A 26247-nucleotide genomic window follows, 5' to 3' on the forward strand; every position below is an offset into this window, starting at 1 on the left:
GTCCCTCACCCGACAAGTGCCCCACGCCCAGGGTGCCCGTCACACCACCACGCCTCCGCACGGCCCGGACCTCCTGGCCGCGAGGCCCCCTGCCCCAACTGAATCGAACATTCCGCCTACCGGCATGATGAGCCGCTACAAAGGGAGGGACCCGCATGGCGCGACCGACGATGCCGCAGTTTCGGACGCTGCTGGGCTTTCCCGTGTCCCTGTCCCTCGTCGGCCTGGTCACCGTGGCACTCCTCGGTCTGGCCCCCATCGCCTCGTCGGCGCCCCCGGTGTGGGCGACGGGCGCCCTCCTCCCGCTGCTCGTCACCAAGGGCAAGGCCCCCGCCGCGGCCCTGCTGGCCCGCGAGGAGACCGGCACCCACTACGCCCAGTCCGGCCAGGGCATCGCCCCCGCCGACCACTTCCGCGCCGGCAGCATGACCAAGACCTTCATCGCGACGGTCGTACTGCAACTGGCCGCCGAACGACGGCTGTCCCTGTCCGACACGGTGGAGCAGCATCTGCCGGGACTGGTACGCGGGGCGGGCAACGACGGGCGCGCGCTGACCCTTCGTTCCCTGCTGACCCACACCAGCGGGCTGCACGACTTCACCGTCGAGACCGGGGGCACCGTCCCCGTCACGCCGCTTCAGGCCGTACACATCGCACTCACCCACCCCCCTGCCGACCGCGGCAGCTTCTCCTACTCGAACACCAACTACGTCCTGCTCGGCCTGGTCATCGAGCAGGTCACCGGCCGCTCCTACGCCGCCGAGACCGAGCGCCGCATCGTCGCTCCGCTGGGCCTGACCGGCACCTCCTTCCCTGGATCCCGCACCTCTCTTCCCTCCCCGCACGGCCGCGCCTACGCCACCGACGGGACCGACGTCACCACACTCGACCCGCGGGTGGCCGGCGCCGCCGGCGAGCTGGTGACCACGCTCGCCGACGTCGACCGCTTCTACGCCGCACTGCTCGGCGGCCGGCTGCTGCCCCCGCACTGGCTGCGCGAGATGCTCGACACCCGTGCCGCGCGTGGCTCGTACGGCATGGGGCTCTTTCCCGTGAAACTGCCGTGCGGCACCGTCGTATGGGGGCACAACGGGCGCATTGCCGGCAGCTACGTGCGCTCCGCAGCCACCGTCGGCGGTCGTCGCGTCCTCACATTCCGGGTGAACACGACGGCGATCGCAGATCCCGGCCTCGAACCCCGGCTGCTCGCTGCCGAGTTCTGCCCTCGCACCCGGTAGAATGGACGAGGTTCGAGCAGAGATCCCAGCTCCCGCCACCCGTTCGGGTGACGTTCTGCCCGCCTCGGCGCGGTCGGCGACCGCCACCGGTGCCACCGGTCGTCCGGCGCAGTACTGCAGCGGCGCTCCACGAGCAGTGCACTACGAGCAGTGCACTACGAGCGGTGTGCTACAGCGGCACGATGTCCGGCGCCCCCAACCGCGCCGCGTCCGCCGTCAGGTCGTCCGGCTGCCGCTGCGATTCCCGCTCGGCCTCCACCCGCTTCCGGTAGTGCTCGATCTCGCGCTCGATGTGGTCCTCGTCCCAGCCCAGCACCGGCGCCATCAGCTCGGCGGCCTCGCGCGCGCACCGGGTCCCGCGGTCGAACGTCTCGATCGAGATGCGGGTCCGCCGCGTCAGCACGTCGTCCAGGTGCCGCGCCCCCTCGTGCGAGGCGGCGTAGACGATCTCGGCGCGCAGATAGTCGTCGGCGGACTGCAGGGGTTCGCCCAGTGAGGGATTTCCGGCGATGAGTTCGAGCACTTCCTCCGCCAGCGATCCGAACCGGTTCAACAGGTGCTCCACCCGCACCACATGAAGCCCTGTCCGCGCCGCGATCCGCGCCCGCGCGTTCCACAGCGCCCGGTAGCCCTCGGCGCCCACCAGCGGAATGTCCTCCGTCACGCACTCGGCGACCCGCATGTCGAGACCGTGCACGGCGGCGTCCACCGCGTCCTTGGCCATCACCCGGTACGTCGTGTACTTGCCGCCGGCCACGACGACGAGCCCGGGCACGGGGTGCGCCACGGTGTGCTCGCGCGACAGCTTGCTCGTGGCGTCCGACTCGCCGGCGAGCAGGGGCCGCAGGCCCGCGTACACGCCCTCCACGTCGTCGCGCGTCAACGGCACCGCGAGCACGGAGTTCACGTGTTCCAGCAGGTAGTCGATGTCCGCGCTGGACGCGGCCGGGTGGGCCTTGTCGAGGTCCCAGTCGGTGTCGGTCGTGCCGACGATCCAGTGCCGGCCCCAGGGGATGACGAACAGCACGGACTTCTCGGTGCGCAGGATCAGCCCGGTCGAGGAGTGGATGCGGTCCTTGGGTACGACCAGGTGGATGCCCTTGGAGGCGCGAACGTGGAACTGCCCGCGCTCCCCCACCATCGACTGGGTGTCGTCGGTCCACACACCGGTCGCGTTGACGATCTGCTTGGCGTGGATCTCGTACTCCCCGCCCGCCTCGACGTCCTGCACCCGGGCCCCGACGACGCGTTCGCCCTCACGCAGAAACCCGCTCACGCGCGCGCGGTTGGCGACTTTCGCGCCGTAGGCCGCCGCCGTGCGCACGAGGGTGGCCACATAGCGGGCATCGTCCATCTGGGCGTCGTAGTACTGCAGGGCCCCGACCAGAGCCTCCTTCTTCAGGGCGGGGGCGACGCGCAGGGCGTGACGGCGGCTCAGGTGGCGGTGCAGAGGCAGGCCCCGCCCGTGCCCCCGGGCCATCGACATGGCGTCGTAGAGCGCGACGCCCGAGCCGGCGTACAGGCGCTCCCACCCCTTGTGCTGGAGTGGGTACAGGAACGGCACCGGCTTCACCAGATGCGGGGCGAGCCGCTCCAGCAGCAGGCCGCGCTCCTTCAAGGCCTCCCGTACGAGCACGAAGTCGAGCATCTCCAGATAGCGCAGGCCGCCGTGGATCAGCTTGCTGGACCTGCTCGATGTGCCCGACGCCCAGTCACGTGCCTCGACCAGGCCGGTGGACAGTCCGCGAGTGGCTGCGTCCAGGGCGGTGCCCGCGCCCACGACGCCGCCGCCCACGACCAGTAGGTCCAGCTCGCGCTCGGCCATTGATGCCAGTGACTCGGCGCGCTCCGCCGGCCCCAGTGTCGCTGTCCTCACCGCTGCCTCCCGCTCATCGGTCGCGTAGGCCGCACCCGTCGGGCGAAGCCCGCTTCGTACCCCCCATGCCCAAATTCTGACCGGGTTGCCCGACTTCAGCCACCACTCGCTCCCAGCCTGTGGACAACACTCACGGAAACGCCAACGCCCAATCCCGCAAATCGGTCATATTTACTCCTAGTCTGACATTGCGCTCCCTCGTCCTGTCCACAGGGCTTGCGCACCCACCCCGCTTCGGTTATTGGGAAGGACGGCCCACGCCATGCCCGCAGATCTCGCCGTCATCGGACTCGGCTTGTACGGCCTGCCCCTGGCCCAGGCCGCCGTCGCCGCCGGCATCCCCACGCTCGGTTACCGGACCGGGCCGGAGGCCGGCTCGCTCAGCCCAGCCGAGCTGCGCCGGATGCTGGCGGGGGGCTTTCGGCACGCCACCAGCCCCGCCGAGCTCGGCCGCGTGCGCACCGCCGTCATCTGCGCGCCGACCCCGCGCGGCGCGGACGGCGGGCTCGACCTGAGCCAGGTGGAGGCGGCCGCCCGCACCCTGGCCGAGCGACTGCGCCCGCACACCACCGTCATCCTCGAGTCGCCCGTCCCCCCGGGCACCACCGAGAACGTCCTGCGCCCACTCCTGGAAGAGGGCTCGGGGCTGCGCGCCGGCCGTGACTTCCACCTGGCCTACTCCCCCACCCGCGTCGACCCCGGCAACCGCAACTTCACTCCCGCCAACACCCCCAAGGTGATCGGCGGCCTCACCCCCGCCTGCACCGAGTCGGCCGCGGCCTTCTACGGCCGTCTCACCGACAAGGTGGTACGCGCGCGTGGACCGCGCGAAGCGGAGACCGTACAGGTGCTGGAGACCAACTTCCGGCACGTCAACATCGCCCTCGTCAACGAAATGGCCGTCCTCTGCCACGATTTGGGCGTCGACCTGTGGGACGTCATCCGCTGCGCGGAGACCAAGCCGTTCGGCTTCCAGGCCTTCCGCCCAGGCCCCGGCGTCGGCGGACACGCCGTCCCGCAGGAGCTGACCGCCCCCGCGGGCCGCACCCTGCGGATGGTCGAACTGGCCCAGCAGGTCAACAGCCAGATGCCTCGTTACGTCGTCCAGCGCGCCGCCACGCTCCTCAACGAGCACGGCAAGTCCGCGCGCGGCGCCCGCATCCTCCTCCTCGGCGTCACCTACAAGCCCGACCTCGCCGACCAGCAGTCCACGCCCGCCCAGGAGGTCGCGATCCGCCTGATGCAACTGGGCGGAGCCGTCAGCTACCACGACCCGCACATCGCATCCTGGAACGTCCTGGACCGCCCGGTGCCGCGCGCGGACTCCCTCTACGATGCCGCCGCCGACGCCGACCTGACGATCCTGCTCCAGCAGCACCGCACCTACGACCTCCAGGGCCTGTCGGTGAAGGCCCAGCTTCTGCTGGACACGCGGGGCGCGACGCCGATGGGGGCGGCGCACCGGCTCTGACCACGAACAGCCACCGATTGCCCTGCCAAATCACTGGCGAAGCGGGGCGGTCGGCCTGTTACTCTTCGGCGTCTCGTCGCACAGTCGTGCGCAGTCACACCGCTCATTCAAGGTCCTGTGGACCAGTCCCGTGGGGGGATTCCTGTCATGACCCAGTCAGTGCCGCCGCAGCCCACCGACGGCAACCCGTTCGCCCAGCAGCCGGACGCCGTACCCCCGGCCCCGCCCGCGCCCGCGCCCGCTCGCAACAACATCGCCCTCGGCATCGTCGCCGCTGTCGTGGCGGCCCTGGTCACCGCCGGCATCTACGGCGGCATCGTCGGCGCCACCGAGTACGAGATCGGCTACGCCGCGGTCGGCGTCGGTTTCGTCATCGGGTTCGCCGCCGGCAAGATCGGCGGCGCCAACCCGGCGCTGCCCGTTCTGAGCGCGATCCTCTCCCTGGGCGCCGTCTACCTCGGCCAGCTCATCGGCATCGCGGCGATCGGCGCCGACGAGCTCGGCGTCTCCGTGACCACGGTCCTCACCGACCACTTCGACGTGGTGACCAAGCTCTGGAGCGAGGATGCGGACGCTCTGACCTTCGTCTTCCTCGGCATCGGCGCGTTCGCCGCGTTCTCCGGCGCGAAGAAGGCCGCGGCCTGAGCCGTCCCGCACCCATGCGAAGGGGCCCGGAACACCTCTCGGTGGTCCGGGCCCCCTTGCGTTCGAGCCGGGCGCGGCGTCAGCGCTGGTGCTGCGAGTCCGCCACCGTCACCTCGACGCGCTGGAACTCCTTGAGCTCGCTGTAGCCGGTCGTGGCCATGGCGCGGCGCAGGGCGCCGAAGAAGTTCATCGAGCCGTCCGGGGTGTGGGACGGGCCCGTCAGGACCTCCTCGATGGTGCCGACCGTGCCGAGGTGGACCTTCTTGCCACGCGGCAGCTCCTCGTTGACGGCCTCCATGCCCCAGTGGTGGCCCTTGCCCGGCGCGTCGGTCGCGCGCGCGAGCGGAGAGCCCATCATGACCGCGTCGGCGCCACAGGCGATCGCCTTGGGCAGGTCGCCGGACCAGCCGACGCCGCCGTCCGCGATCACGTGCACGTACCGGCCGCCGGACTCGTCCATGTAGTCACGGCGGGCCGCCGCCACGTCCGCGACCGCCGTCGCCATCGGCACCCGGATGCCCAGGACGTTGCGCGTGGTGTGCGCGGCGCCGCCGCCGAAGCCGACCAGGACACCCGCCGCACCGGTGCGCATCAGGTGCAGCGCCGCGGTGTAGGTGGCACAGCCGCCGACGATCACCGGGACGTCGAGCTCGTAGATGAACTGCTTCAGGTTCAGCGGCTCGTGCGCACCGGAGACGTGCTCCGCCGAGACCGTCGTACCGCGGATGACGAAGATGTCCACGCCCGCGTCGACGACCGCCTTGGAGAACTGGGCGGTGCGCTGCGGGGAGAGCGCGGCGGCCGTGACCACGCCCGAGTCGCGCACCTCCTTGATGCGCTGCCCGATCAGCTCCTCCTTGATGGGGGCGGCGTAGATCTCCTGCAGGCGGCGCGTGGCGGCCTCCGTCGGCAGCCCGGCGATCTCGTCGAGCAGCGGCTGCGGGTCCTCGTACCGCGTCCACAGCCCTTCGAGGTTCAGTACGCCGAGGCCGCCGAGCTCGCCGATGCGGATCGCGGTGGCCGGGGAGACGACCGAGTCCATGGGGGCGGCCAGGAAGGGCAGCTCGAAGCGGTAGGCGTCGATCTGCCAGGCGATCGAGACCTCCTTCGGGTCTCGCGTACGGCGGCTCGGGACGACGGCGATGTCGTCGAAGGCGTACGCCCTGCGGCCGCGCTTGCCGCGCCCGATCTCGATCTCAGTCACGTCTGTGGCCTTTCCCTGATGCGTTTCAGCGTCTTCCAGTATCGCCGACGGGTACGACAAGGGCGGCCCCGGATGTTCCGGGACCGCCCTCGACCGAGCCTCACGCGTGCGTGGCCGTCACTTGCGGCTGTAGTTCGGCGCCTCGACGGTCATCTGGATGTCGTGCGGGTGGCTCTCCTTGAGACCGGCGGAGGTGATCCGCACGAAGCGGCCCTTGCTCTCCATCTCGCCGATGGTCGCCGCGCCCACGTAGCCCATGGTCTGGCGCAGACCGCCGACGAGCTGGTGCAGCACGTTGGCCAGCGGGCCGCGGTAGGGCACCTGGCCCTCGATGCCCTCGGGCACGAGCTTGTCGTCGGAGGCGACCTCGGCCTGGAAGTAGCGGTCCTTCGAGTACGACCGGCCCTGGCCGCGGGACTGCATGGCGCCCAGCGAGCCCATGCCGCGGTACGACTTGAACTGCTTGCCGTTGATGAACAACAGCTCGCCCGGGGACTCCTCACAGCCCGCGAGCAGCGAGCCCAGCATCACGGTGTCGGCGCCGGCGGCGAGCGCCTTGCCGATGTCGCCGGAATACTGCAGGCCGCCGTCGCCGATCAGCGGGATGCCGGCGGGGCGGGCGGCGAGGGAGGCCTCGTAGATGGCCGTGACCTGTGGGACGCCGATGCCGGCGACCACGCGGGTGGTGCAGATGGAGCCCGGTCCGACACCGACCTTGATGCCGTCGACACCGGCGTCGATCAGGGCCTGGGCGCCGTCACGCGTGGCGACGTTGCCGCCGATCACGTCGACGCCGACACTCGACTTGATCTTCGACATCCAGCTGAGGGCGTTGCTGTTGTGGCCGTGCGAGGTGTCGACGACCAGGAAGTCCACCCCGGCCTCGGCGAGCGCCTGGGCGCGCTCCAGGGCCTCGGGGCTGGCGCCGACGGCGGCACCGACAAGGAGGCGGCCCTCGGCGTCCTTGGCGGCGTTGGGGTACTTCTCCGCCTTGACGAAGTCCTTGACCGTGATGAGGCCCTTGAGGATGCCCGCCTCGTCGACCAGCGGAAGCTTCTCGATCTTGTGGCGGCGCAGCAGCTCCATCGCGTCGCTGCCGGAGATGCCGACCTGGCCGGTGACCAGCGGCATCGGTGTCATGACCTCGCGCACCTGACGGCTGCGGTCCGACTCGAAGGCCATGTCACGGTTGGTGACGATGCCGAGCAGCTTGCCGGCCGGGTCGGTGACCGGGACGCCGCTGATGCGGAACTTGCCGCACAGGGCGTCGGCCTCGGCGAGGGTCGCCTCCGGGTTCACCGTGATCGGGTCGGTGACCATGCCGGACTCGGACCGCTTCACCAGGTCGACCTGGTTGACCTGGTCCTCGACGGAGAGGTTGCGGTGGAGCACGCCGACGCCGCCGAGGCGGGCCATCGCGATGGCCATGCGGGACTCGGTCACCTTGTCCATGGCCGCCGAGAGCAGCGGGATGTTCACCCGAACATTGCGGGAGATGCGGGACGAGGTGTCGACCGCGTTGGGGAGCACCTCGGATGCGCCCGGCAGCAGCAGCACGTCGTCGTAGGTCAGCCCGAGTGTCGCGAATTTTCCGGGCACTCCGTCGACGTTGGCAGTCATGACACCTTCCCCAAATGGCCTTGATCGGTGCGGATGTCCATGCTAACGGGAAGCATGGCTGACTCATTCCACGGTTCTGGGCGGCTTCAGGCTTCGTATGTTCGTACGGAACCGCGGTGAAGCCTGTTCATTTGGGGCGCACTCAGGGGAGCGCTACTGCTCGGCCAGCGCGCGCAACCTGCTCAGCGCCCTGTGCTGGGCCACCCGCACTGCGCCGGGTGACATTCCCAACATCTGACCCGTCTCTTCCGCGGTCAACCCCACCGCGATCCTCAGCAGCAACAGCTCCCGCTGGTTCTCGGGCAGGTTGGCCAGCAGTTTCTTGGCCCATTCGGCGTCGCTGCTCAGCAGCGCCCGCTCCTCCGGGCCCAGGGAGTCGTCCGGGCGTTCCGGCATCTCGTCGGACGGCACGGCCGTCGAGCCGGGGTGGCGCATCGCCGCCCGCTGCAGGTCGGCCACCTTGTGCGCGGCGATGGCGAAGACGAACGCCTCGAAGGGGCGGCCGGTGTCCTTGTAGCGCGGCAACGCGAGAAGGACCGCGACGCAGACCTCCTGCGCGAGGTCCTCGACGAAGTGACGGGCGTCGCCCGGAAGGCGGGACAGCCTGGTGCGGCAGTAGCGCAGGGCCAAGGGGTGGACGTGCGCGAGCAGATCGTGCGTGGCCTGCTCGTCCCCGTCCACGGCGCGGTGGACGAGTGCACCGATCGCCCCCTGGGCATGAGCCGCCTCGTCCTCGCGCATCGGTCCATGGTGCCTTGCGGCGTTCTGGTCCGTGGCATCGCGCCCGATGTTGTGCACCGAAGCGTTATGAGCAGGTGCGCCGGCACTCATCCCCTGCGCCCTCCCCTTCCGCTCGATCGACTCGTCCCCGAGAGACTCCACATCTCAAGGATGCGGCATCCGCGCCGAAACGAGCAGCGGGCACCCGGCAGGCCGCTTTGCCACCACCGCTCACCTTGCGGTAAACGCGCCGACCCGCACTGCGAAAAGCCGCCCCGCCCACCACGCGGCGGGCGGGGATCCCCGTACCCCCGCTGGGAGCCTGTCCGCAGGCCCCCGTCGTCCGCCCGCAGGACCGGCGCCGCGGCGTCGTGGGGGCACCTCCCGCCCGAGCCGTGCGAAGCGCGGTTCGAGGGTGGGGGAGCGTGCCATCGCAAGGAGCCGGAGCGCCCTCGTGGCGGAGCCACGTGGGCGGTTGTGCAACGCCGCGCGGGGGTCCCCCCGCTCGACCGAAGCCGAGACCGGGAGAGTGCGTACCGGACGCCGCGGCGCAGGCGGGGGCCTGCGGACAGGCTCTCAGGCCCACCTACCGGACCAGGCCCCACCGGAAGCCGAGCGCCACCGCGTGCGCCCGGTCCGAGGCGCCGAGCTTCTTGAACAGGCGTCGGGCGTGCGTCTTGACGGTGTCCTCGGAGAGGAACAGCTCGCGGCCGATCTCGGCATTGGAGCGGCCGTGGCTCATGCCCTCCAGCACCTGGATCTCACGCGCGGTGAGCGTCGGCGCGGCGCCCATCTCGGCGGAGCGCAGCCGGCGCGGGGCGAGCCGCCAGGTGGGGTCGGCGAGGGCCTGCGTGACGGTGGCGCGCAACTCCGCGCGCGAGGCGTCCTTGTGCAGATAGCCGCGGGCACCGGCGGCGACCGCGAGGGCCACTCCGTCCAGGTCCTCGGCGACGGTGAGCATGATGATGCGCGCACCGGGGTCGGCGGACAGCAGCCGCCGCACGGTCTCGACGCCGCCCAGACCGGGCATGCGTACGTCCATCAGAATCAGGTCCGAGCGGTCGGCGCCCCAGCGGCGGAGGACTTCCTCGCCGTTGGCCGCCGTCGTTACGCGCTCGACGCCGGGCACGGTCGCGACCGCACGGCGAAGCGCCTCTCGGGCAAGCGGGGAGTCGTCGCAGACGAGGACGGATGTCATGGCCGCCCTCCGCAGCTGATGCACGTCACCTTGAGCCTCCAGGCTGGTACGAAATCGTCACCTGTGCGGTCGACCGTCTCGGACGCCTGCCCGAGCGCTTGTTCCTTCAACCGCCTCCGCCCTCTCAACGACGGTCACTCGAAAGAGTTACGGGGCCGTGTGCCATCTTCGGCACTCTACGTGAGGGGACGGACACGGGGCAGACATGCACGACGGACCCTCAATGTTTCATCACAACCCATGCCCCATTCAGCCCTTTTTCTTCCCATTTGTTGGCGTCTGAGGCTAGATTCGCAATGAGTCATATTTTCATCTCCTTAGATCGTAGATGTACGGTCGTGGACACCGTATCCGCCCAGAACGGCTACAAGGGGTCACGCAATGGCAGATTTCTCCCGCCTTCCCGGACCGAACGCGGACCTGTGGGACTGGCAGCTGTTGGCTGCCTGTCGCGGGGTGGACAGCTCGCTCTTCTTTCATCCGGAGGGTGAGCGCGGTGCGGCCCGGAGCGCTCGTGAGAACTCGGCCAAGGAGGTCTGCATGAGGTGCCCGGTGCGCGCGCAGTGCGCGGCGCATGCGCTGGCCGTACGCGAACCGTACGGCGTGTGGGGCGGCTTGACCGAGGACGAGCGTGAGGAGCTGATGGGGCGGGCGCGCAACCGGCTGGTCTCGGCCTCGACGACCAGCGGAGAGGTCGGCCCCCGCAACTGAAGGAACGTTTCTCCATACAGGGCACGCGCACGCGTGCCCTTGTTTTTCGCTAGCGGGCAGCAGCCCTCGTCAGTTGCTCGAGCGTCGCCGCCACCGCCGGCACCTGCGCGAGGTCGGGCAGGGTGAGGGCGACGATCTCCCGCCGCACCGCCGGCTCCAACACCACCGTGCGCGCGCCTCGCGGCCGTACGGACTCGACGGCGAGCTGGGGCAGGACGGCCACACCGAGGCCGGCGCCCACAAGGCCGACGACCGCCGGATAGTCGTCGGTGGCGAAGTCGATACGGGGCGTAAAGCCCGCGCTCTCGCACACCTCGACCAACTGCCCTCGACAGCGCGGGCATCCGGCGATCCACGGCTCGGCCGCGAGGTCCCCGATGGCGACGGACTCCGCGCGCGCGAGCCGGTGCCGTGCGGGTACGAGGCCGACGAGACGGTCCGTCAGCAGGGGGCGTACGACGAGGTCGTCCCACTCCCCTTCCGGGCAGCCCGCGGCACCCTCGTACCGAAAGGCGAGGGCTACGTCGCAGTCGCCCTCGCGCAGCAACTCGACGGACTTCGGCGGCTCGGCCTCCTCCAGGGAGACGCGGGTGCCGGGGTGTGCGGCGCGCAGGGCGGCGAGGGCAGTGGGGACGAGGGTGGAGCTGCCGCTGGGGAAGGAGACGAGGCGGACGCGCCCGGCCCGCAGCCCGGCGATGGCGGCGACCTCCTCCTCGGCGGCGGTGAGTCCCGCCAGAATCCCGGCGGCGTGCCGCACCAGCGCCTCACCGGCCTGGGTCAACCGCATCTCGCGCCCGCTGCGGATCAGCAGGGGCGTGCCGACGGATGCCTCCAGGGCCTTCATCTGCTGGCTGACGGCGGGCTGGGTGCAGCCCAGATCGCGCCCCGCCGCGGAGAAGGAGCCGGTGGCGGCGACGGCGCGCAGCACGCGGAGATGACGAGCCTCGATCACCCGTCGAGCATAAGCGAGCCTTGGATAAAGCGCCGAATAGTGCATGGACGCTTTGGCTGACGGTCACCTACCGTGCCGCCATGAAGCTTCTGTCTGTGAACCTGGGCCGTCCGAAGGCCGTGCCGTACGCGGATGATCCCGAAGACGTGACGGGCATCGACAAGCGGCCGGTGACGGGCCCGGTACGGGTGGCGGCACCGGGGCCCAAGGGCATCGGGGGGAGTGGGCTGGCCGGAGACGCGGTGTGCAAGAAGGAGCACCACGGCGGCGACGACCAGGCCGTGTACGCGGTGGCGCGCGAGGACCTCGACGACTGGGAGCGCGAGCTGGGGCGGTCGCTGACGAACGGCGGGTTCGGCGAGAACCTCACGACGCTTGGCCTGGACGTGTCCGGCGCGCTCATCGGCGAGCGCTGGCGGATCGGGTCCGAGGTGGTGCTGGAGGTGACGTGCGGCCGGATTCCCTGTCTCACCTTCCAGGGCCATCTGGGTGAGAAGCAGTGGGTCAAGCGGTTCACGGCGAAGGGTGCGCCGGGCGCGTATCTGCGGGTGATCGAGCCGGGCGAGATCCGGGCGGGCGATGCGATGGAGATCGTCCATCGCCCCGGTCACGACGTGACGGTGGCGCTGCAGTTCCGGGCGGTCACGACGGAGCGGAAGTTGCTGCCGCGGCTGCTGGCGGCGGGTGAGGCGCTGCATCCGGAGTCGCTGGAGGCGGCGCGGAAGTACGTGGCGAAGTACGGGGTCTGACGGGACGTCACTCAGGGCCGGGGTGTCGGTCGGGCAGGCGCCGCACGGCTCCTAGGGGGAAACCCCGGACAAGCGCCGGGGGTTGACTCGGGGTCCTCCGGGGGACGACCCGGATGTTCGGCGAGCGGTGATCGAGGACGCTCGAAGCATGTCTCGCTTCAAGCGCGTCCTCATCGTTCTCGGCTCCGTCGTCACGGTCCTCGTGCTGGCGGTCGGCGGCCTGTTCGCCTGGCTGTGGACCGGCGCCGACGTCAGCACGGTCGGCAAGGCGTCGTTCGACAACGCGCTGGCGATACCGCCCCTGGCCGAGTCGTCCGTCGACAAGGACGGCACCCGCGTCTTCGACCTGCGCATGCGCGCGGGCGAGACGGAGTTCGAGGCTGGCCGGAAGACCCCGACCTGGGGCTTCAACGGCTCCTACCTCGGCCCGACGCTGCGCGCGGCCCGCGGTGAGAGGGTCCGTGTACGCATCACGAACGGGCTCGACGAGGCGTCCGGCGTGCACTGGCACGGCATGCACCTGCCCGCACGGATGGACGGCGGCCCGCATCAGATGATCCACCCCGGCGGTACCTGGACTCCCCACTGGACCGTGGACCAGCCCGCCGCGACGCTCTGGTACCACCCGCACCCGCACGGCTCGACCGAACAGCATGTGCGCAAGGGCCTGGCCGGCATGTTCATCCTCGACGACCAGCGGTCCACGAAGCTCTCCCTGCCGAAGCGGTACGGCGTCGACGACCTGCCCGTCATCGTGCAGGACGTGCGCTTCGACGGCGCAAAGCTCGACGGCGGCCGCAAGATCATGCAGAACGTGGGCTTCCTCGGCGACCGGACGATGGTCAACGGCACACTGCGTCCCTACCGGGAGGTCCGCGACGAGCTCATACGGCTGCGGCTGCTCAACGCCTCGACGGCACGCACCTACGCCTTCGGATTCCCGGACGGCCGCGCCTTGTCGCTCATAGCGACGGACGGAGGTCTGCTGGAGCGGCCCGAGTCCATGGAGCGTGTCCAGCTGTCGCCGGGCGAGCGAGCCGAGATCGTCGTACGGATGCGGGCGGGTGAGCGCGTGATGCTGCGCAGCTTTCCGCAGGACAACTACGGGGACAGCTGGCAGCGCAGGTTCGGTGGGGGCGACGACTCCTTCGACGTCCTGGAGCTGCGGGCGGCCAGGAAGCTCCGGCCCTCGCCCGAGATACCCACCGGGCTGGGCGAGTTGGAGACACCCGACGGCACGGATGCGGTGCGGGGCAGGTACTTCGACCTGAAGCGGTCCGGTATCAACGGGCGGTCGATGGGCATGGGCCGCGTCGACGAGACGGTCACGCGCGGGACGACGGAGGTGTGGACGGTCCGCAACAGCAACGGCATGCCGCACAACTTCCATGTGCACGACGTGCAGTTCCGGGTGCTGGAGGTGAACGGTGAGGCACCGCCGCCGGCGCTACGCGGACCGAAGGACACGGTTTTCCTGCCGAACGGGACGACCATGAAGCTGGCGCTGCGCTTCACCGGGCCGGCGGATCCGGACACGCCGTACATGTACCACTGCCATCTGCTCTACCACGAGGACGAGGGGATGATGGGTCAGTTCGTGGTGGTGGAGAAGGGGCAGCGGGCGCAGGCGCCGTCGGGTGGCGGCGGGACACTCGGTCACTCGGGGCACCAGCACGGCTGAGCAAGGAGCGGAGGCGCACGGTCCGGGTCACTAATCTTGCGCCATGACAACGGCATTGATTACGGGATCGACCGCGGGCATCGGCGCCGCGTTCGCGCGGCGGCTCGCTGCTGACGGGCATGACCTCGTCCTGGTGGCCCGGGACACCAAGCGGCTGCGGGAGCAGGCGACGGAGCTGCACGACCGGCACGGCATCGAGGCGGAGGTGCTGACGGCCGACCTGGCGGAGGACACCGGCATCGAGGCCGTCGCCGCCCGCCTCGGCGACCGCAGGAACCCCGTCGACCTGCTGATCAACAACGCCGGCTTCGGAAACAAGGGCCGCTATCTCGACGTCTCCATGGCCGACGAGCTGATGATGCTCAAGGTGCACTGCGAGGCGGTACTGCGGCTGACCTCGGCGGCGTCGGCGGCGATGCGGGAGCGGGGGCGCGGGGGTGTCGTCAACGTCGCGTCGGTGGCGGCCTTCGTGCCGCGCGGGACATACGGCGCGTCCAAGGCGTGGGTCGTGCAGTTCACGCAGGGGGCGGCGCGGGACCTGGCCGGGAGTGGGGTGCGGCTGATGGCGCTGTGCCCGGGGTTCGTACGGACGGAGTTCCACCAGCGCGCAGGGATGGGGACGGACAACATTCCGGGGTGGATGTGGCTGGATGCGGACAAGGTGGCGGCTGCGGCGCTGGAGGACCTGGCGCGGGGGAAGTCCCTGTCCATTCCGGACCCTCGGTACAAGGTGCTGATGGGCGCGACAAAGCTGGTGCCTCGGGGGTTGCTCGGGGGGATCAGCTCGAGGACGGGACGGAAGTACGGGCCGCAGTAAAGGCCCTGCCGGCCGGTTCGGCCGGTTCGCCGACGCCGACAGGCACAGCGCCCCTGCGGCGGGGACAATAGTGCTGTTCGGTCGCGCCCAGGGGGGCCGGGAGGCGATGACGTCATGACCTTCGTACAGCTCATCGACTGCAGGACCAGCCGCTTCGACGAGATGAACCGGCTGATGGACAGGTGGGTCGAGCAGACCAAGGGGAAGCGGACGGCGACGCACGACGTGATCGGCAAGGACCGGTCGGACGCGTCGCACTTCATCGAGATCGTGGAGTTTCCGTCGTACGAGGAGGCGATGCGGAACTCCAACCTTCCTGAGACCAATCGGATCTTCGAGGAGATGGTCGCGCTCTGTGACGAGACGCCGACGTTCACCGATCTCGACGTCGTGCGGGACGAGCAGCTGAACACCCTGGCCGCGCGGTCCTTCTTCGAGGCCATGGGCAAGACGGAGCCGGGGCGGATCGGTGAGCACCTCACCGACGACTACGCGGATCACGATCCGTCGTACCCGCAGCCCGTCCAGGGCATCGACGGGATGCGCGAGGTGTACGCCGGCTGGTACGCCGCCTTCGACTTCACCTTCCGGATCGACGACCAGATGGCGCAGGACGACCAGGTGTGCACCCGGTGGACATGGGTCGCGCGGCACAAAGGTGAGTTCCTGGGGATTCCGGCGACCGGACAGGAAGTGACCATGCAGGGCATGACCTGGCAGCGGTTGCGGGACGGGAAGATCTGCGAAAGCCGCTGGCTCTACGACCGGGCGGGGCTGCTGGAGCAGCTTGGGGTACTCGGTCAGTGACCGCGAAGGGGAAAGGCCCCGCTCCGTCGCTGTGACGGAACGGGGCCTTTTGTACGAACGCGGAGCGGCTGAGCTCAGTGCGCGTGCCCGTGGCTGTGGCCGCCGGCCGCCGGCTCTTCCTCTTCCTTCTTCTCGACGACCAGGGTCTCGGTCGTGAGGAGGAGGGAGGCGATGGAGGCGGCGTTCTCCAGGGCCGAGCGGGTGACCTTGACCGGGTCGATGACGCCGGCCTTGACCAGGTCGCCGTACTCGCCGGTGGCGGCGTTGAAGCCCTGGCCCTTCTCGAGCTCGGCGACCTTGGAGGTGATGACGTAGCCCTCCAGGCCGGCGTTCTCGGCGATCCAGCGCAGCGGCTCGACGACCGCGCGGCGGACGACGGCGACACCGGTGGCCTCGTCGCCGGTCTTGCCGAGGCCGCCCTCGAGCACCTTGGCGGCGTGGACCAGCGCGGAGCCACCACCGGAGACGATGCCCTCCTCGACCGCGGCGCGGGTCGCGGAGATGGCGTCCTCCAGACGGTGCTTCTTCTCCTTCAGCTCCACCTCGGTGGCGGCGCCGACCTTGATCACGCACACGCCGCCGGCCAGCTTCGCGAGGCGCTCCTGGAGCTTCTCGCGGTCCCAGTCGGAGTCGGTGTTCTCGATCTCGGCCTTGATCTGGGCGACGCGGCCCGTGACGTCCTCGGCCTTGCCGGCGCCGTCGACGACGGTTGTGTCGTCCTTGGTGACCGTGACACGGCGGGCGGAGCCCAGCACGTCCAGGTCGGCCTGGTCGAGCTTGAGGCCGACCTCCTCGGAGATGACCGTGGCGCCGGTGAGGACCGCCAGGTCCTGGAGCATCGCCTTGCGGCGGTCACCGAAGCCGGGGGCCTTGACCGCGACCGCGTTGAAGGTGCCGCGGATCTTGTTGACGACCAGGGTCGACAGGGCCTCGCCCTCGACGTCCTCGGCGATGATCAGCAGCGGCTTGGAGGCACCCGACTGGATGACCTTCTCAAGGAGCGGCAGCAGGTCCTGGATGGAGGAGATCTTGCCCTGGTTGATCAGGATGTACGGGTCGTCGAGGACGGCCTCCATACGCTCCTGGTCGGACACCATGTACGGCGACAGGTAGCCCTTGTCGAAGGCCATGCCCTCGGTGAAGTCCAGCTCCAGACCGAAGGTGTTGGACTCCTCGACGGTGATGACACCGTCCTTGCCGACCTTGTCCATCGCCTCGGCGATGAGCTCGCCGACCTGCTGGTCCTGCGCGGAGAGCGCGGCCACGGCGGCGATGTCGGACTTCTCGTCGATCGGGCGGGCCGTCGCGAGCAGGTCCTCGGAGATCGCGGCTACGGCGGCGTCGATGCCCTTCTTCAGGGCGGCCGGGGAGGCGCCCGCGGCCACGTTCTTCAGGCCCTCGCGCACCAGCGCCTGGGCGAGCACGGTGGCGGTGGTCGTACCGTCACCCGCGATGTCGTTGGTCTTGGTCGCCACCTCCTTCACCAGCTGGGCGCCGAGGTTCTCGTACGGGTCCTCGACCTCGACCTCACGGGCGATGGTGACGCCGTCGTTGGTGATGGTGGGCGCGCCGAACTTCTTGTCGATGACGACGTTGCGGCCCTTGGGGCCGATCGTCACCTTGACCGTGTCGGCCAACTTGTTGACGCCGCGCTCGAGGGCGCGACGGGCGTCCTCGTCGAACTTCAGGATCTTCGCCATGACAGCGGGAGCCCTCTCGGAAAGTGGGTTCAAAAAGACACTGCGCCCCGGGCGCCCGGCTTCTTACTTGGTCGCGGGGGCCAGGGGCGCAGCTGAAAGCAACTGAATGCTCGAGGTGACTACTTCTCGATGATCGCGAGCACGTCGCGAGCCGAGAGGACGAGGTATTCCTCGCCGTTGTACTTCACCTCGGTGCCGCCGTACTTGCTGTACAGCACGATGTCGCCGGTCTTGACGTCGAGCGGCAGGCGCTCGCCGTTCTCGAAGCGGCCCGGGCCCACGGCCAGGACGACGCCCTCCTGGGGCTTCTCCTTGGCGGTGTCCGGGATGACCAGGCCAGAGGCCGTGGTCTGCTCGGCGTCCAGCGGCTGGACCACAATGCGGTCCTCGAGCGGCTTGATGGCAACCTTGGAGCTGGCGGTCGTCACGATCCGACCTCCCCCTTCGGAGATCTCACGGGGTTAACTGTCTGAGGTGGCGACCAGGTCGATCCGTCGTCGCGGGTGCCGGACCTGCCCGTCGCGTAGTTGGCACTCTCCAGTGGGGAGTGCCAGAGCCGAGACTATGACCGTGATTAGCACTCGGTCAAGCGGACTGCTAATTCGCGGCGCCGGCCGAGCCGGGTTCCTGGTCATCGGGGTTGCCGTGAGCGCCCCTGGGGCTGCCGCCCCCCGACCCCCGCTTCGACCCCAGACGGGCTGGGATGCACGGACCGGCACCGAAAAGTTCCGTCAGACGTAGTCCTCCAAACGGCCCACCGTCAGCCCCCTTCCCTGGACCTCCCGCAGCAGCCTCGTCGTTCGCTCCCTCAGGCTCAGGCCGGTCGGTTCGCCCGAAGGGACGGAGACGATGTCGCCGGCGCGCAGGCGGTGGGGTCCCTCCGCGTACGTCAGCTCGCCGTCGCCCTCCATCGCCGCCCGCCACAGCACCACCGCCCGCACGCCGCAGTCGGCTGCCGCACGGAGCGTGGTGGTGTCGTACGTGCCGTAGGGCGGCCGGAAGAGCTGGGGCCGGATGCCGAAGCGGGCACGGAGTTTGTTCTGTTGACCGCAGATCTCGGCGCGCTGGCCGGCGTACGGCAGACCGCGCAGGGCGGCGTGGTCGAGGGTGTGGTTCTGCATCGACGCGCCCACCGACCGCAGGCGCGCGAAGTGGCCGTAGCCCGGACCGACCACGCTGTCGGTGAGGAACATGCTGACGGGCAGCCGTAGTTCACGGACCATGTCGACGAAGCGGGGGTCCTTCTCGGCGCCGTCGTCGTAGGTGAGGAAGACAACCCTGTCGCGGGTGCGGATGCGGTCCACGACGGGCAGCGGATCGTGCCCGGGCCGCCGATCACCGCCGGGCGAGACCTGCCGCCGGGCGGGTGGGGACGGGGGCGCGGGCAACGGGGCGGTGAGACCCCAGCGGCGGTACGGCTGCGCTGTGGGCGTCAGGCCGTTGGCCGACCGTGCCTGTTGTGCCGCCTTCTCGCCCGTCCCACCGCCGGGGTCGTCCGATACGGCCGACCGGGCGCAGCCGGCGAGCAGAACGGGCGCCAGGACGACGGCTGCCAGAGCACGTACGAGCGCCGGCAGCGGTGCCGGCGCCGGCCTCACAGGTAGTCCTCCAGCCGGGCCACCGCGTACCCCTCGGCCGTCACTTTGTTCAGGAATCGGCGGATCATGTCGGGCATTGTGCCCTTCCAGTCGGCCCTGCCCCGGAAGTGGCTGAGGACGATGTCGCCAGGGCGGATCTTCCGGTCCCACTCGCGGTAGTCCCAGTGGTCGACGAAGACCTCCTCGTTCCACAGGGGGACGTACTCGATGCCGCAGGACTTCGCGGCGCGCAGGGTGTTCCTGTTGTAGTTGCCGAAGGGCGGGCGGAAGAGCAGCGGGCGCTTGCCGTAGCGCCTCTCGATCACCTCCTGCATGCCGCAGATCTCATACTTCTGGCGGTGGTACGAGAGGGCCGGGAGGTAGGGGTGGTGGAGGGTGTGGTTGTTCAGGACGACGCCGCTTCGCTGCATCCGCTTGAAGTAGCCGTAGTCCTCCTTGATCAGGTAGTCGCTGAGGAAGGCGGTGTACGGCACCTTCAGGTCGCTCATCATCCGCAGGAACGCCGGGTCCTTCTCGGCGCCGTCGTCGATGGTGAGGAAGACGACCCGCTGCTTGGTGGGGACGGTCGTGAAGACCGGCGGAAGGCCGAGCTCCGCGTGCCCGTCGACCTCGAAGCCGTTGCGGGTGGTGATCTCCGGCTTCCTGGTGGGTGGCGATGGGGGCGTGAGCGGGACGCGCGCCAGACGCCAGCGCCTCGCGGCGGCGACCCGGGCGGCGTGCGCGGACCGGAACTTCTTGGCATGCGCGTCCGGGGTTTCTACCGGGGGCGGCGCCTTGAGGGGCCGCCCGCTCGGCGTGGGGCGTACGGCCGCATGTCCGCCTCCGCCGTCTCGTCCGCCTCCGTCACCCTGGGCACACCCCGAGGCGATGGCGGCGGCAGTGAGCGCGGCGATTCCGCCACGGATCCGTGAACGCCCGGCTGCGCGACGACGGCGCCCCGTGGCTGCTCCATTGCGGCGACTTTTGTCATTTTGTCGTACTACTCGCATGGAGCCGGATCCTCGCAGGCACCCGCCCCGAAGACCGGCCGACACCGCCGCCGGAGGCGGACCATCCACCGACTGGCCGACAATGACCCGGTGAACGACCTCGCCTCCTTCTCCTGCCTCCTCACCCCCGAGGGCCGCGCCCTCCTCGACGCGGTACGCGACACCGACCCCGCCGACGAACTCGCCGTCGCCACCCGGCTGCGCCGCGAGCACCCCGCCGAGCTGGTGTCGGCGGCGCTCGGCCAGGCGCGGCTGCGCCAGCGGGCGGTGGCGAAGTTCGGGGCCGAGGACGCGGGGCGGATGTTCTTCACGCCGAACGGGGTCGAGCAGTCGACGCGGGCGAGTGTGGCGACGTATCGGGCCCGGCGGATGAAGGAACTCGGGGTCGGGTCGGTCGCCGATCTGTGCTGCGGGATCGGGGGCGACGCGATCGCGTTGGCGCGGGCCGGGATCCGGGTGCTGGCGGTGGACCGGGATCCGGGGACCGCGGCGGCGGCGCGGGCGAACGCGGAGGCGCTGGGGCTCGACGACCTCATCGAGGTGCGGGAGGCGGACGTCACGGAGGTCGGCACCGACGGCTACGACGCGGTGTTCGTCGACCCGGCGCGGCGTTCCTCCAAACGCGGCCGCATCTTCGATCCCGAGGCCTACTCGCCTCCGCTGTCCTGGGCCGTCGAGGCGGCCCGCAAAGCTCCGCGTGCCGCGCTGAAGATCGCGCCCGGAGTGCCGCACGAGGCGATTCCGGCCGAGGCCGAGGCCGAGTGGATCTCCGACGGCGGGGATGTGAAGGAGGCGGTGCTGTGGTTCGGGACCGAGCCCGGTGCGGTGCGGGCGACGCTGCTGCCCGGGCCGCGCAGCCTGCTCGGCAAGGGGCTTCCCGATCCCCACGTACGGCCGCTCGGGCGGTACTTGTACGAGCCCGACGGCGCCGTCATCCGCGCCCACCTGGTCGCCGAGGTGGCCGAGGAGCTTCAGGGCGGGCTGATCGACCCGACCATCGCCTACGTCACCGCCGACGGGCTGCACCCGACCCCGTATGCCACGGCGTACGAGATCACCGACCAACTCCCCTTCAACGTCAAGAAGTTGAAGGCGCTGCTGCGGGAGCGGGAGGTCGGGATCCTGACCGTGAAGAAGCGTGGGTCGGCCGTTGAGCCGGAGGAGTTGCGGAAGAAGGTCAAGCCGTCCGGCCCTCACTCGGCGACCGTGTTCCTGACCCGGGTCGCGGGGGCACCGACCATGCTGATCGGCGCCCCCGCGGGACCCGCTACTGCGGGACCGGCTACTGCGGGACCGGCTACTGCGGGACCGGCTACTGCGTGACCGTCGTCCGCAGCGCGGTCAGGTCCGGACGGGTCGTGGGCGCCGTCTTCATGGCCGTGCTCGAACTCGTCGCCGGCTCCACGCCGTTGTAGTACGGCGTGTAGTTCCACAGGCTGCTGCTCGCGCTGATCGCCGCGCCCGCGGAGTCCAGCGCCGCCGTGGACACCGAGCCGGTGCCGCCGAAGACGGCCAGGTAGTTGACGTTCGCGGCACCCCTGACCAGGTACGACCTGGTGTCGGTGGAGAGGGCGTCGACTCGCGTCCACAGCAGGGGGCCGTAGACGTTCATCGCCGCGGCGGCCGTGGTCCCGCCGCGCCAGCTGTCGACGGAGGCGAGCGCGGCGTTGCCCGGGCCGCGCCACCAGAAGCGGGCGAGCGTGGCAGCCGTGGCCTCGTGGGTGCTCGCGACGATCGGGTAGTAGGTGTACGACGACGGCCAGTTGGAGAAGGTCGTGTGGGTCAGCGCGTACTTCGCCGAGCCGCCGACCGGGATGATGCGCGCCACGCGCGGGTCGAGGCTGTTCAGGTACGACTTCACGGACGAGGTCAGCTGGTTGCCGTTGTTGAGGACGACGACGGACTTGCCGGTCCTGCCCTGGCCACCGGCGGCGGAGGCGGCGGCCAGCGCGGAGTGGTAGTCGGTGCCGGTGGCGAGGAAGACGTTCTCGGGGGCGCTGGTCATCGACTTGGCGACCGCGACCGAGGTCGAGTAACGGGACGTTCCCGCCAGGCGCTTCGGGGTGAAGCCGAGCGAGGAGACCTTCGACGCGACGGAGCTGCTCAGGATGGACGTGCCGCCGACGAGGTAGACCGTCGCGCCGGGCTTGAGGATGCGCTTGAGCTCGGTCTGCACGGCGGAGGAGAGGGAGTCGGCCGGCGTCAGCAGCACCGGGCCGCCCTTCCTGCCGCCGAGAGCCGGGGCCGTCAGCGCGTACGCCTGGCTGTCCTTGGAGACCAGGACGGCGGAGGAGGCGTTCACCAGGCCGGCCTCGGTCTGGCCGACGGTGTTCCAGGTCCAGCGTGACCCGGCGATGTTGGAGCCGTAGACGTCGGCGCCCCAGACCCGGCCCACGCCGTTCTTGCGCAGCGGCTGCCAGGCGAGGTCCCACTTGGCGGTGGTGGGCGTGTTGTAGATGACCTTGACGGCGCCGGTGGCGAGGTCGAGGACGTGGTTCTCCAGGTTCTGCGCGGTCGTCGTCAGCTGGTACGCGAGCCGGGTGCCGTCGGGGGACCAGGCGGGCTTGCTGAGGTAACCGGTGTCGTCGGCGGCCAACTGGGTCACCCCGGTGCCGTCCACGTTGACCGTGTAGAGCTTGTCGCCCAGGGTGTACGCGACCTTGGTGCCGTCCGGGGAGACGGCCGGGGCGTTCGCCTTGCCGTCCACCAGCTTGGTGAAGGCGCCGGTCGGGCCGTCGTAGAGCCATACGGAGCCGTAGCGGGTGTCGCCGCTGCACGTGGTGCCCGAGCGGATGAACGCCAGCTTGCCGTCCAGGGCGCCGCTGGGCTGGGTGTCGCAGCCCTCCTGCGCGGTGGTGAACAGGTGCCGCTCGTAGGCGGTGCCGTCGGACGGGGCGACGCGCAGCCGGCCGCTGAGCGAGAAGACGACCTGGCTGCCGCTGCCCCAGAAGGTCGGGTCGTCGGCGAGGATCGAGTTGGTCGTCTTGACCGGGAGTTCCACGGGGCCGGTGAAGTCGTACCGGACGACGTTGACGCGTCCCGTCGTCTGGTTGACGTAGGCCATGCGGCTGCCGTCCGGCGACCAGGCGGGCTTCATCGCGTTCGAGAGCCGCTTCACGGGCGGCGCCGAGCCGTCCTCGGTGAGCTGGGAGACGGACCCGTCCATGTCGGCGGTGAGGATGCCGTTGGTCGTGGTCCACTCGGTCTCGCCGGACGCGCCCGGTGCGAGCGCGACGGCGGTGCAGGCGGCGAGGGCCGTCGCGGCGGTGAGCGCGACGAGTCTGCGGCGCGCGGCAGATCTGGCGGATCCTGAAGATCCCATGCGTGTACCCCCCACGGGTGTCGGAAACGGCTGCCGGACCGCGGAAGGCGTCACGCAGGCTGGGGCAGCCGCGCAACTGTAAACCGTCCCTGACCAGGAAGGGAATGGTTTACCGAGCAATCACTGAGCGATCACTGAGCAATCACTGTGGGGGAAGTGAACGGAGTTTCATCCGCAGCAGCTCCCGCTCCCGCTCGTTCTCCGTGAGTTCCGCCGCCCGCGCGAACTCCGCGCGCGCCTCCGCCGTACGCCCCAGGCGTGCGAGCAGGTCGCCACGCACGCTCGGCAGCAGGTGGTACTCCCGCAGAGCGGGTACGGCGGCGAGGGAGTCGACGATCTCCAGGGCCGCCCCGGGCCCGTCCGCCATCGACACGGCGACCGCGCGGTTGAGCTCGACGACCGGGGACGGGGCGCGAGCCGCGAGCAGGCCGTAGAGGGTGGCGATGGCGGCCCAGTCGGTCTCCTCGTAGGAGTACGCGTGCGCGTGGCAGGCGGCTATGGCGGCCTGCAGGACGTACGGGCCGGGGGCGCTCGTCGCGGTGGCTTCGGCGCGGCCGAGGGCGGTGATGCCGCGGGCGATGAGCATGCGGTTCCAGCGGCGGCGGTTCTGGTCCTGGAGAAGGATCGGCTCGCCCGACGGGCCGGTGCGGGCCGCCGCGCGGGACGCCTGGAACTCCAGCAGCGAGGTCAGGCCGTGGACCTCCGGTTCCTTCGGCATCAGGGACGACAGCACGCGCGCCAGGCGCAGCGCGTCCTCGCACAGGGACGGGCGCAGCCAGTCGTCGCCTGCGGTGGCGGCGTACCCCTCGTTGAAGATCAGGTAGATGACCTCCAGGACCGAGCCGAGGCGGGCCTCGCGGTCCGAGCCGTACGGGACCTCGAAGGCGACGTTCTTGGTGGCGAGCGTGCGTTTGGCCCGCACGATGCGCTGGGCGACCGTGGACTCCGGCACCAGGAACGCCCGGGCGATCTCGGGTGTGGTCAGGCCGCCCAGGAGACGGAGGGTGAGGGCGATACGGGCCTGAGGCGACAGCACCGGGTGGCAGGTGGTGAAGACCAGGCGCAGCAGGTCGTCGTCGATGTCGTCGGGGTCGTGGAGGGCGGACGGCTCCTCGGGCGGTGCCGTCGTCTCCAGGTCGCGGCCGATCTCCTGGAGTTTGCGGGCGTAGTTCTCGCGGCGGCGGATCAGGTCCACGGCGCGATGCTTGGCGGTGGCCATGAGCCAGGCGCCGGGGTTGTCGGGGACGCCGTCCCGGGGCCACTGCTCCAGCGCGGCGACCAGCGCGTCCTGGGCGAGTTCCTCGGCGATGCCGACGTCGCGGACGGTGCGGGCGACGGCGGCGATGACGCGGGGGGACTCGATACGGAAGACGGTCTCGATGGCGCCGTGCGGGTCTGCGGTGGGCTGCGGGGTCACAGCCCACCATGCAACACCCGTACGACTGTGGATCCAAGGAGGGCAGGTCAGCCCTCGGCGATCTCCCGCACCTCGCAGGTGACCTGCCACTCCTCCCCGTGGACCTTCAGGAACCGCGAGGCCCACTCCAGCGCCTCGGCCTTGTCCTTGCACTGCATGATCGCGTAGCCGCCGATGACTTCCTTGGACTCGGTGAACGGCCCGTCGGTGACCGAGGTCTTCTCACCGTCCCAGTGCACGCGGGTGCCCTGCGACGACGGCGTGAGCCCGGCGGTGTCGAGCATCACGCCGGCCTTGGTGATCTCCTCCAGCAGCTCCCCCATCCGCTGCATGAGCTCGGGGCTGGGGCCCTCGGCGGGAGCGTTGGCCTCGTCGATCCGGACCAGGGACAGGTAGCGCGGCATGGTGACTCCTCAGGGTCGGTGACCGGGTCCTTCCCGGCCTCTCACCCCTGCGTCGATCGGGCGGCGCGGGAATCGACACGCTCCCCGGATTTCTTCCAGATTTTTTCTCGGTCGGCGTTTCCGCAGGCAGAGCCCTCTTCCGCCCGCTACGGCGACCGTCTCACCGAGATCCTGGACGCCCACGGCACGCAGATCGCGGGAGCGCGGGACGGCGTGCGGAGGTCGGCACCGTGCCGTTCGCCGTGGACGTGGCCGGGCACGCGCCGGCGTGGCCTACTCCGTCTCCGCCCCGAACCCCGCCCTCGCATACGGCGCCCCGACCGCCCGGCCCCCGAACACCAGCGCCGCGTCCGTCACGATGCCCGTCGGGCGCCCCCTCAGCTCCCATACCGCCCCGTTGTCGTTGTCCTCGCCCATGGCCCCGGCGGCCAGGTCGGCGTAGCCGTTGCCGTTGATGTCGAGGAGTCGGACGGCGCTGCCGAAGGTGTCGCCGAGCTCCGCGGTACCGGGCACCCCGGCCGTGTTCTGGGTGAAGGCCTGGGCGCCCGACCCCGTCAGTCCGGTGCGGCTGCCGCGCAGGATGTCGACGACGCCCGCGGCGTCGCCGTGGCCGAACTCCTCGCCGGGCGCTCCGACCGCCACGTCGTCGATGCCGTCGCCGGTGATGTCGCCGACCGCGACGGCGGAGCCGAAGGCGTCGTGGGTCTCCAGCGCCCGGCACGCCGGGGGTGTCCTGGCTGTACGACTTCCAGGTGCTGGGGGCCGTGACGCCGGACGGCGAGCCGTACGCGACCTCGATCTTCTCGTCGTACCGGAAGCCGACCACCACGTCGTCGTAACCGTCGCCGTTCACGTCGCCGAGCCCTACGCCGCCGTCTCCCGCGGGGACGGCGGAGGGTGTGAGGCCCGTGGCCGACGCCGTGTAGAACTTCTTGCAGTAGACGCCATCGCCGCAGTACGCGTGCAGCGCGAGGTCGTCGCGGCCGTCGCCGTTGACGTCGCCGACCGCGCCGTACATCACGGTCGCGTAGCGTCGCAGATGAGCTGAGGTTTCCTGGGCGGACCTGGGTTTTCCTGGATGCCGGGAAAGCGGCCGGTGGTGCTGGGCAGGGGATGGATGCCTGCCGG

General features: G+C 70.4%; 24 protein-coding genes. 10 read left to right on the top strand and 14 right to left on the bottom strand.

Translation table 11 applies throughout. The features are described 5' to 3' along the window. Positions 1 to 170 precede the first annotated feature (170 nt). A complete protein-coding gene (locus ADL12_RS38090; RefSeq protein ID WP_062711592.1) occupies positions 171 to 1238 on the top strand; it encodes a serine hydrolase domain-containing protein in 1068 nt (355 codons plus the stop codon). Positions 1239 to 1407: 169 nt separating this feature from the next. Here the strand turns inward: ADL12_RS38090 and ADL12_RS38095 are convergent, their stop codons facing one another. Then, positions 1408 to 3114 carry a glycerol-3-phosphate dehydrogenase/oxidase gene (locus ADL12_RS38095; RefSeq protein ID WP_079052499.1) on the bottom strand — a complete coding sequence of 569 codons (1707 nt, stop codon included), beginning with the start codon at positions 3112 to 3114 and terminating at the stop codon, positions 1408 to 1410. Positions 3115 to 3376: 262 nt separating this feature from the next. Here ADL12_RS38095 and ADL12_RS38100 point away from each other — a divergent pair, with 262 nt between their 5' ends. Both ADL12_RS38100 and ADL12_RS38105 read left to right on the top strand, forming a co-directional pair. Then, on the top strand, positions 3377 to 4585 hold the full coding sequence (locus tag ADL12_RS38100) for a nucleotide sugar dehydrogenase (protein WP_062711529.1): 1209 nt from the start codon (positions 3377 to 3379) through the stop codon (positions 4583 to 4585). Between the two features lie 147 nt (positions 4586 to 4732). Then, positions 4733 to 5230 (top strand): hypothetical protein, encoded by a 498-nt coding sequence (locus ADL12_RS38105; protein WP_062711532.1) that lies wholly within the window; start codon positions 4733 to 4735, stop codon positions 5228 to 5230. A 79-nt stretch (positions 5231 to 5309) separates the two neighbouring features. Here ADL12_RS38105 and ADL12_RS38110 read toward each other — a convergent pair whose 3' ends face one another. From ADL12_RS38110 to ADL12_RS38125, 4 genes are all read right to left on the bottom strand, one after another. After that, positions 5310 to 6434, bottom strand: coding sequence for a GuaB3 family IMP dehydrogenase-related protein (locus ADL12_RS38110; RefSeq protein WP_062711536.1), 1125 nt, complete (start codon positions 6432 to 6434; stop codon positions 5310 to 5312). A gap of 117 nt (positions 6435 to 6551) precedes the next feature. Further along, positions 6552 to 8054 (bottom strand): IMP dehydrogenase, encoded by a 1503-nt coding sequence (gene guaB, locus ADL12_RS38115; RefSeq protein WP_062711539.1) that lies wholly within the window; start codon positions 8052 to 8054, stop codon positions 6552 to 6554. Positions 8055 to 8207: 153 nt separating this feature from the next. Next, complete coding sequence (locus ADL12_RS38120) at positions 8208 to 8795, bottom strand: sigma-70 family RNA polymerase sigma factor (protein WP_062711595.1); 588 nt, start codon at positions 8793 to 8795, stop codon at positions 8208 to 8210. Positions 8796 to 9360: 565 nt separating this feature from the next. Further along, positions 9361 to 9972, bottom strand: coding sequence for a response regulator transcription factor (locus ADL12_RS38125; protein WP_003948568.1), 612 nt, complete (start codon positions 9970 to 9972; stop codon positions 9361 to 9363). Between the two features lie 381 nt (positions 9973 to 10353). Here ADL12_RS38125 and ADL12_RS38130 point away from each other — a divergent pair, with 381 nt between their 5' ends. After that, positions 10354 to 10683: a WhiB family transcriptional regulator gene (locus ADL12_RS38130; protein WP_062711542.1), complete on the top strand. Its 330-nt coding sequence runs from the start codon at positions 10354 to 10356 to the stop codon at positions 10681 to 10683. 49 nt (positions 10684 to 10732) lie between these two features. On the opposite strand, the gene ADL12_RS38135 is transcribed toward ADL12_RS38130, so the two are convergent. Next, positions 10733 to 11635, bottom strand: a complete 903-nt coding sequence (locus ADL12_RS38135; protein ID WP_062711545.1) for a LysR family transcriptional regulator — start codon at positions 11633 to 11635, stop codon at positions 10733 to 10735. A gap of 80 nt (positions 11636 to 11715) precedes the next feature. Here ADL12_RS38135 and ADL12_RS38140 point away from each other — a divergent pair, with 80 nt between their 5' ends. The 4 genes from ADL12_RS38140 (at position 11716) to ADL12_RS38155 (ending at position 15689) form a co-directional block, all read left to right on the top strand. Continuing rightward, on the top strand, positions 11716 to 12384 hold the full coding sequence (locus ADL12_RS38140) for an MOSC domain-containing protein (RefSeq protein WP_062711548.1): 669 nt from the start codon (positions 11716 to 11718) through the stop codon (positions 12382 to 12384). Positions 12385 to 12532: 148 nt separating this feature from the next. Further along, positions 12533 to 14065 (top strand): multicopper oxidase family protein, encoded by a 1533-nt coding sequence (locus tag ADL12_RS38145; RefSeq protein ID WP_062711551.1) that lies wholly within the window; start codon positions 12533 to 12535, stop codon positions 14063 to 14065. Positions 14066 to 14108: 43 nt separating this feature from the next. After that, on the top strand, positions 14109 to 14882 hold the full coding sequence (locus tag ADL12_RS38150; protein ID WP_062711554.1) for an SDR family NAD(P)-dependent oxidoreductase: 774 nt from the start codon (positions 14109 to 14111) through the stop codon (positions 14880 to 14882). 114 nt (positions 14883 to 14996) lie between these two features. Further along, entirely contained in the window at positions 14997 to 15689 is a 693-nt protein-coding gene (locus tag ADL12_RS38155; RefSeq protein ID WP_062711557.1) for an ester cyclase, read from the top strand. 74 nt (positions 15690 to 15763) lie between these two features. On the opposite strand, the gene groL is transcribed toward ADL12_RS38155, so the two are convergent. The 4 genes from groL to ADL12_RS38175 all read right to left on the bottom strand — a co-directional run bounded on the left by groL (position 15764) and on the right by ADL12_RS38175 (position 19976). Further along, positions 15764 to 17389 (bottom strand): chaperonin GroEL, encoded by a 1626-nt coding sequence (gene groL, locus ADL12_RS38160; protein ID WP_062711560.1) that lies wholly within the window; start codon positions 17387 to 17389, stop codon positions 15764 to 15766. A 119-nt stretch (positions 17390 to 17508) separates the two neighbouring features. Continuing rightward, a complete protein-coding gene (groES, locus tag ADL12_RS38165) occupies positions 17509 to 17817 on the bottom strand; it encodes a co-chaperone GroES (RefSeq protein ID WP_055493212.1) in 309 nt (102 codons plus the stop codon). A gap of 303 nt (positions 17818 to 18120) precedes the next feature. Next, positions 18121 to 18987, bottom strand: a complete 867-nt coding sequence (locus tag ADL12_RS38170; protein ID WP_244188198.1) for a polysaccharide deacetylase family protein — start codon at positions 18985 to 18987, stop codon at positions 18121 to 18123. After that, a complete protein-coding gene (locus tag ADL12_RS38175; protein WP_062711563.1) occupies positions 18984 to 19976 on the bottom strand; it encodes a polysaccharide deacetylase family protein in 993 nt (330 codons plus the stop codon). Before ADL12_RS38175 ends, ADL12_RS38170 begins: the two co-directional genes overlap by 4 nt. 90 nt (positions 19977 to 20066) lie before the next feature. On the opposite strand from ADL12_RS38175, the gene ADL12_RS38180 reads away from it, so the two are divergent. Continuing rightward, positions 20067 to 21299, top strand: coding sequence for a class I SAM-dependent methyltransferase (locus ADL12_RS38180; RefSeq protein ID WP_062711566.1), 1233 nt, complete (start codon positions 20067 to 20069; stop codon positions 21297 to 21299). On the opposite strand, the gene ADL12_RS38185 is transcribed toward ADL12_RS38180, so the two are convergent. The 4 genes from ADL12_RS38185 to ADL12_RS57215 all read right to left on the bottom strand — a co-directional run bounded on the left by ADL12_RS38185 (position 21289) and on the right by ADL12_RS57215 (position 25830). Continuing rightward, the gene (locus tag ADL12_RS38185) at positions 21289 to 23298 is read right to left on the bottom strand and encodes a cell wall-binding repeat-containing protein (RefSeq protein ID WP_062711569.1); all 2010 of its coding nucleotides are present in this window, start codon (positions 23296 to 23298) and stop codon (positions 21289 to 21291) included. The two genes, ADL12_RS38180 and ADL12_RS38185, sit on opposite strands and share 11 nt — an antisense overlap. A gap of 142 nt (positions 23299 to 23440) precedes the next feature. Next, positions 23441 to 24715 (bottom strand): RNA polymerase sigma factor, encoded by a 1275-nt coding sequence (locus ADL12_RS38190; RefSeq protein WP_062711573.1) that lies wholly within the window; start codon positions 24713 to 24715, stop codon positions 23441 to 23443. A 47-nt stretch (positions 24716 to 24762) separates the two neighbouring features. Continuing rightward, positions 24763 to 25119 carry a YciI family protein gene (locus ADL12_RS38195; RefSeq protein WP_062711576.1) on the bottom strand — a complete coding sequence of 119 codons (357 nt, stop codon included), beginning with the start codon at positions 25117 to 25119 and terminating at the stop codon, positions 24763 to 24765. A gap of 273 nt (positions 25120 to 25392) precedes the next feature. Beyond that, a complete protein-coding gene (locus ADL12_RS57215) occupies positions 25393 to 25830 on the bottom strand; it encodes a hypothetical protein (protein WP_341846395.1) in 438 nt (145 codons plus the stop codon). Here ADL12_RS57215 and ADL12_RS57220 point away from each other — a divergent pair. Beyond that, entirely contained in the window at positions 25784 to 26167 is a 384-nt protein-coding gene (locus tag ADL12_RS57220) for a hypothetical protein (RefSeq protein ID WP_244188199.1), read from the top strand. The genes ADL12_RS57215 and ADL12_RS57220 overlap by 47 nt on opposite strands. Positions 26168 to 26247 lie beyond the last annotated feature (80 nt).

It is taken from the genome of Streptomyces regalis (assembly GCF_001509475.1).
GTDB classification, from domain to species: Bacteria; Actinomycetota; Actinomycetes; order Streptomycetales; family Streptomycetaceae; genus Streptomyces; species Streptomyces regalis.